Source organism: Paenibacillus sp. alder61 (genome assembly GCF_020179875.1).
Lineage (GTDB): Bacteria > Bacillota > Bacilli > Paenibacillales > Paenibacillaceae > Fontibacillus > Fontibacillus faecis.
On the sequence record NZ_JAIUDG010000028.1, the window covers coordinates 71,499 to 77,559 of the forward strand.

Here is a 6,061-nt window from a genome sequence, read left to right on the forward strand (position 1 = left end):
CTGTCGGAATGCAAGATTTTCCTGGGAACTCATAGATTTTCTTGTCATTTCATCGGGTGCATACTACACTGATTGTAAGCATGAATGACCGAAGAGGTGAAAGGGATAGTGGATTCTAATCTTGATGAATATATCGAGCGGCTCTTGTCCGCCTGGTCCAAAACGGTACGCAAAATGCAGAGCGAGATCATGCATCACCGTGAACTGGGTCTGACCGGGCCCCAATTTCATATGCTGGCGCTAATCGCCAAGAACAAAAACTGCAATGTCAGTTATTTGTCGGACAAACTGGAGGTCAAGCCCAGCGCGATTACAGTGATGGCGGACCGTCTCGTTCAAAGCGGGTACGTGGAGCGCAGGCATGATGACCAAGACCGGCGCGCGGTGCTGCTGTCGGTGACCGAACTCGGTGACCAGGTGTACGAGGAAGCGCGAAAACGGTCGCGGAACGTGCTCAAATCGTATCTTTCGGGCCTGGAGCCCCATGAGCTTGAAGTGCTGATCGGCGTGATCGAGAAGCTCGGAAAAGACGAGCCCACGGATGACGGCGAAGAGGCCTAAACCACAAACGGAATGGAGCGGCTTGCTGGCTACCGGCAAGCTTTTTTCATGCCGTCGCTCGGACATGTTATTTTCCAGAGGGGGCCATGGCGATGTATAAACCAAAGACGAAGGAAACCGATAGGGATGTGCTCGAGTTTATTGAAAGCGTGGAGCATCCGGGGAAACGCCGGGACGCCCTGCAGCTGTTGACTATTTTTAAGGAGACGACCGGATATTCAGCCAAAATGTGGGGACCGTCCATCATCGGATTCGGCAGCTACCATTACAAATACGCATCGGGACACGAAGGCGCCGCGCCGCTCGTCGGCTTCTCGCCCAGGAAGTCCAAGATCAGTCTGTATTTTGCCACCGGGGATCCGGAACGTGAAGAGCTCTTGCAGCAATTCGGCAAGCATACCGCGGGAAAGGGATGCGTTTATATTAATAAAATAGAGGATATACGTATAGAAATTCTGGAGGCTTTAATTCGCCAATCGGTTGATTTTCTGCGGAAGACATACTCTCAGGAGCCAACGGAGAAAAGGGAAAGCGCGAATTGATTTCGTCAGGTGGAGGAGATGCGACATGGAAACGTATATTATGGCCCTGGATCAAGGGACCACCAGCTCTCGGGCGATTTTGTTCAATCGGAGGGGGGAGATCGTCCATTCCGCGCAGCGCGAATTTCCGCAGTATTTTCCGAAACCGGGTTGGGTGGAGCAGCAGCCGAATGAAATTTGGGGTTCCATTCTGGCCGTCATCGCCTCCTGCTTGTCCGAATCCGGCATCAAGCCGCGGCAAATCGCCGGCATCGGCATCACCAACCAGCGCGAGACGACGGTGGTGTGGGAGAAAGAGAGCGGAAATCCCGTTTATCCGGCGATCGTATGGCAGTCCCGTCAAACGGCGGATATTTGCGAAGCGTTGAAGAACGAGGGGTGGAACGAGGTGTTCCGCTCCAAAACCGGGCTGCTGATCGATCCGTATTTTTCGGGAACGAAGGTGAAATGGATTCTCGACCATGTGCCGGGATCCCGGGAACGCGCGGAGCGGGGGGAGCTGCTCTTCGGCACGATCGACACGTGGCTGATCTGGAAATTGTCGGGCGGCCAGCTTCATGTCACCGATTATTCGAATGCCTCGCGCACCCTTATGTTTAATATTCATAAGCTGGAATGGGACGAAGAACTTCTGAAGCTGCTCGACGTTCCGAAGGCGATGCTGCCGGAGGTCCGCTCGTCGTCGGAAATTTACGGAACGACCGCGCCTTATCATTTCTTCGGCGAACAGGTGCCGATCGCCGGGGCCGCGGGAGACCAGCAGGCCGCGCTGTTCGGCCAGACCTGCTTAGAGCAGGGCATGCTGAAGACGACCTACGGCACCGGCTGCTTCATGTTGATGAACACGGGCGGGCACCCCGTCTCTTCGGAACACGGCTTAATCACCTCCATCGCCTGGGGCATCGGTGGAGAGGTGGAGTACGCTTTGGAGGGCAGCATTTTCGTGTCCGGCTCGGCGATCCAATGGCTGCGGGACGGGCTGCGCATGTTCCGCGATGCGAAGGACAGCGAAGCATATGCCGCCCGCGTGGAGTCCACCGAGGGGGTATACGTGGTGCCCGCCTTCGTCGGCCTCGGCAGCCCGTACTGGGACAGTGATGTCCGAGGAGCCGTGTTCGGCCTTACCCGGGGCACGACCAAGGAGCATTTTATCCGGGCGACCCTGGAATCGCTGGCTTACCAAACCAAGGATATCCTCAGCGCCATGGAGCGGGACTCGGGCTTTGCGGTCACCAAGATGAGGGTCGACGGCGGCGCCGTTTCCAACGGCTTTCTGATGACCTTCCAGAGCGATATTCTGAACGTGCCGGTGGAGCGGCCCGTCGTCCGGGAAACGACCGCCCTGGGAGCCGCTTTCCTGGCCGGACTGGCGGTAGGCTATTGGGACGACCGCGATGAAATCTGCGGTATCTGGAAGTTGGACCGGCGCTTTGAACCCGCCATGGCGGCGGAAGTGCGGGAGTCGCTGTACGGCGGCTGGAAGAAAGCCGTCCATGCCGCGATGGCTTTTAAATAGATCCGCCCATTTTATCCGGTGACGGCACCGTTGCCGCTGCTTCTTCATAAGATGTTTTGACTGTATCCCTTAACCTTGTTAAAACCATAAAACCCGAGCAAGGAGGGGTGACGCATTTTGAAGAGCAGCGATCGCAACAGCAATCTGTTAACACATCGTGAACGGGAAGTTTTCGAACTCCTCGTGCAGGATAAAACGACGCGCGACATTGCGGGCCAACTGTTTATCAGCGAGAAAACCGTCCGAAATCATATTTCTAATGTCATGCAAAAGTTGAACGTCAAGGGTCGTGCGCAAGCGGTAGTCGAGCTGATCAAGCTTGGGGAGTTAAAAATCTGACGGTGTTCCAAAAGCCTCGCCCGGAAAACCGCAAGCCTTCTTTTTCGTCCCGCATTTGCGGGAGGGAGAGGAGGTTTTTTTGTTTGGGTGGCGGGGACTACCGAATCATAAGGAAATCAACAGAAAGCCCTGAAAACAAAATCATCAAGACGATCATAAAAACTCCGGGTTTAACGGGAAGTAACATTTCATCGTTTTCAGGAGTGAAGTTGCAAAAAAACACGAAAAAAAAGGTTTTTTCTTGAAATAGGTCGAAATTACCAGATGAGAAAAATTTAGCGGGCGAATCAGATTTGTTTTTTGTAATATTAAAGGAGAATCATGGAAGATGGATATTAAACCGAAATACATAATTCAGCAAAGGTTTCCGCACTTACTGCAATTAAAATCTAGTGATGAAATTCAAATCCTCCCTGTGGACAAGGGAACGAACAATTTAAAGATGCTTCATAAAGGTTCAGAAAACTACATGTACGACCAGGGAGATCCCGACGCACAAATAGCGAATTGGATGGCTCAATTTGAACATGTGATGAAGGAAACACATGTACTTTTTTTTGGTATAGGTCTTGGGTGTCATATCTCGGCATTTCGGCGAAAGCATCCTGAGATTCCTTTTTCCGTGTTTGAGCCAAATCAAGGAATTATGTCTGCTTTCTTAGAGCATAGTTCTCCAAATGAATATGGAATATTATCATCGGTTGATCAAATGATGTTGGGAGATCCATTTGAGAAAGCCGTGCCGGCGCTTGCAGAACTGATCGACCGCGTTTCCAGAATCCTGGTTGTCGTCTGGCCGGCTTATACGAGGATGTTTCCGAAAGAACTCGAGAAATTTAATAATACACTTCGACAATTGGTGGATTACAAGCAACATAGAATAAAGGTCAATCAGTTCTATGAAAAAGAATGGGCCTTAAACAGCTTACATAATATGCCGTTTGTATTGAATACCCCTAATTTTCTGAAAGAAGGCGGGTCTCACCTTGAAGGAAAGCCCGTAGTCATCGTTTCCGCCGGGCCTTCACTTAATGATGAAATAGAGCATCTCCGAACGATTAAGGAGAAAGGGCTTGCCTATATATTTTCAGTAGGTTCGGCCGTGAATGCATTGATAGAACATGGGATTTACCCGCATGCTACTTTCAGCTACGATCCAAATCCTTATAATGTTGATGTAATTAAGAAAATAATTGATAAACGAATAGATACGATCCCTATTGTTTTTGGAAGTACGGTAGGCAGAAATACGCTGGATTTTTATCCGGGCCCCAAAATGCACGTTATTATTACCCAGGATGAAGTATCGATGCAATTGCTTCGTAACGAATCAGGCGAGGCGCCCCCTGTTATCAATGATGCACCTTCCGTTGCGGTGATTGCGTTACAATGTATGATTCGTATGAAGGTGGGGCTGGTTATTCTGGTTGGGCAAAACTTGGCTTACCGCAACCGGAAGTACTATGCATCCGGAATAACGAATTCGACAGGCATTCCCTACGGGGAAGGAATGACCCAAATTGAAGGCGTAAACGGAGGGGAGGTCATCAGCAACCCGTCTTTTATAAAAATGAAGAGAGAAATGGAATTTTACATTCATTCTAGTCCCGGGATTGAGTTTATTAATACAACCCGGGATGGCGCTCAAATCGCAGGAACAAAATTCCTTCATCTGGATGAGGTTATCAAACTAAGGCTCCAAGTAAAAACAGTCGATGCATCATGGATGTTCGATAACATCTCTTCCGGTTACGATATAGCTCAGTTTAAGAGAAACATTAGTAAACTACAGCGGGAGGGAGAGCTGTTTCAGCAGATTTTTGGACAACTGCAGCAGAAGTTGATGGAGTTGGCTAACTGGGTTAAGTTCGGGCTGGATGAGAAGGTGAATGTGGCTTTGGCCGAGTTTGACGAACTATTTGCGGCGATGATAGGCAATCCGTACTTCAAGATATACATATTACCGAGAAATCGGTCGGGTTACGAGTTTTTATACAGCAAGATGGATTCTATTAGAAATGAGCGCCAAGCTTTAAGTAAGGCTCAAAAAGTTGTTTTACATTTCGGGGATTTCGTATGGAACTGTCAGCAGGACTATGCGCAGTCCAAAGATATTATAAGTCGGTTTCATATTTCCAATAGGGGTTAGGAGACATCGCAATGGCCGGAAAAAAAAGAAAGCTGGAGAAAGTAGACCATATTCTAAAAGTTACTTTGTTGACTTCTCAAGTGATAAATTTGACAAGCCCATTTTATGCAAGCGCGAGTGGGAAGATAGAACAAGATCAAGCAAATCAATCCTACTCGGACAGCGCTTTAACTGTTACAGACTCGACGTATGATTCACCTCATGACATCCCTCAAACTTTTTATGTGATGTCGAACGATCCGTTGGAGCTTTTGCAAACACTCCCACACGGAAGCGGGGTTTCGTTGACCCCCTTGCTTAGTTTGTTATTCGATCAGGAACTTCGGCTTGGAACCGGAGAGATTACGGTTTACCGGCAATCGGACGACCAAGTGGTGGAACGTCTAAGCGGCGGGAACGTGCGCCTGAGTGGAAGCGTGGCGATGATCAGTTTGAATGGTCCGCTGGCGGACGACACCTCGTATTACGTCCAAGTGAGCTCAGGGATGTTCCAGGATGGAGCGGGGCAGGGATTTGGCGGTATCTATGGCCCCGGATCGTGGAGCTTCCGGACGGTGGACCAAACAGCCCCGCAGATGGTGAGCAAGAGTCCGGAAGGCAGCGGAGCGATGTTAGTTTCAGGGCTGATCATGACGTTTAACGAACCAGTGCAGTGGGGAACGGGTGACGTCATAGTACATGAAGCCTTGGATGGCCGTATAGCAAGACAAGTTCACGTGTCGGGCGGTAGCTTTACAACCGGCTATGGAACGTTGAATGGAAACAGAGCGGATCTGTATCTGAACGGCGAACTGGAAGAGGGAACATCTTACTACGTGGAAGTGACACCGGGAACGCTCACGGACCGCAGCGGCAACCCGTTCGCGGGTATCCTGGGGTCGAGCGGGTGGACGTTTACGACCTGGAATGAGGCCCCGTATTATACGAGCCTGTGGCCGCATAACAGCGGTGCGG

General features: G+C 50.3%; 6 protein-coding genes. All 6 read left to right on the forward strand.

All coding sequences use genetic code 11. The annotated features are described in order from the left end of the window. Positions 1-108: 108 nt before the first annotated feature. Positions 109-561, forward strand: coding sequence for a MarR family winged helix-turn-helix transcriptional regulator (locus LBW89_RS24060; protein WP_148457024.1), 453 nt, complete (start codon positions 109-111; stop codon positions 559-561). A 92-nt stretch (positions 562-653) separates the two neighbouring features. After that, positions 654-1,103: a DUF1801 domain-containing protein gene (locus LBW89_RS24065; protein ID WP_148457026.1), complete on the forward strand. Its 450-nt coding sequence runs from the start codon at positions 654-656 to the stop codon at positions 1,101-1,103. Positions 1,104-1,128: 25 nt separating this feature from the next. Further along, a complete protein-coding gene (glpK, locus tag LBW89_RS24070; protein WP_225040637.1) occupies positions 1,129-2,619 on the forward strand; it encodes a glycerol kinase GlpK in 1,491 nt (496 codons plus the stop codon). A 117-nt stretch (positions 2,620-2,736) separates the two neighbouring features. Beyond that, positions 2,737-2,958: a helix-turn-helix domain-containing protein gene (locus tag LBW89_RS24075; protein ID WP_263639291.1), complete on the forward strand. Its 222-nt coding sequence runs from the start codon at positions 2,737-2,739 to the stop codon at positions 2,956-2,958. A 328-nt stretch (positions 2,959-3,286) separates the two neighbouring features. Next, a complete protein-coding gene (locus LBW89_RS24080) occupies positions 3,287-5,107 on the forward strand; it encodes a motility associated factor glycosyltransferase family protein (protein ID WP_148457167.1) in 1,821 nt (606 codons plus the stop codon). A 293-nt stretch (positions 5,108-5,400) separates the two neighbouring features. Next, on the forward strand, positions 5,401-6,061 hold a 661-nt coding region (locus tag LBW89_RS24085), incomplete at its 3' end, for an Ig-like domain-containing protein (RefSeq protein WP_263639292.1).

What these genes read in the sequence shown, in the direction of transcription:
- LBW89_RS24065 (WP_148457026.1), top strand. Translation starts at nt 654, where the DNA reads ATGTATAAACCAAAGACGAAGGAAACCGATAGGGATGTGCTCGAGTTT.
- glpK (WP_225040637.1), top strand. Translation starts at nt 1,129, where the DNA reads ATGGAAACGTATATTATGGCCCTGGATCAAGGGACCACCAGCTCTCGG.
- LBW89_RS24080 (WP_148457167.1), top strand. Translation starts at nt 3,287, where the DNA reads ATGGATATTAAACCGAAATACATAATTCAGCAAAGGTTTCCGCACTTA.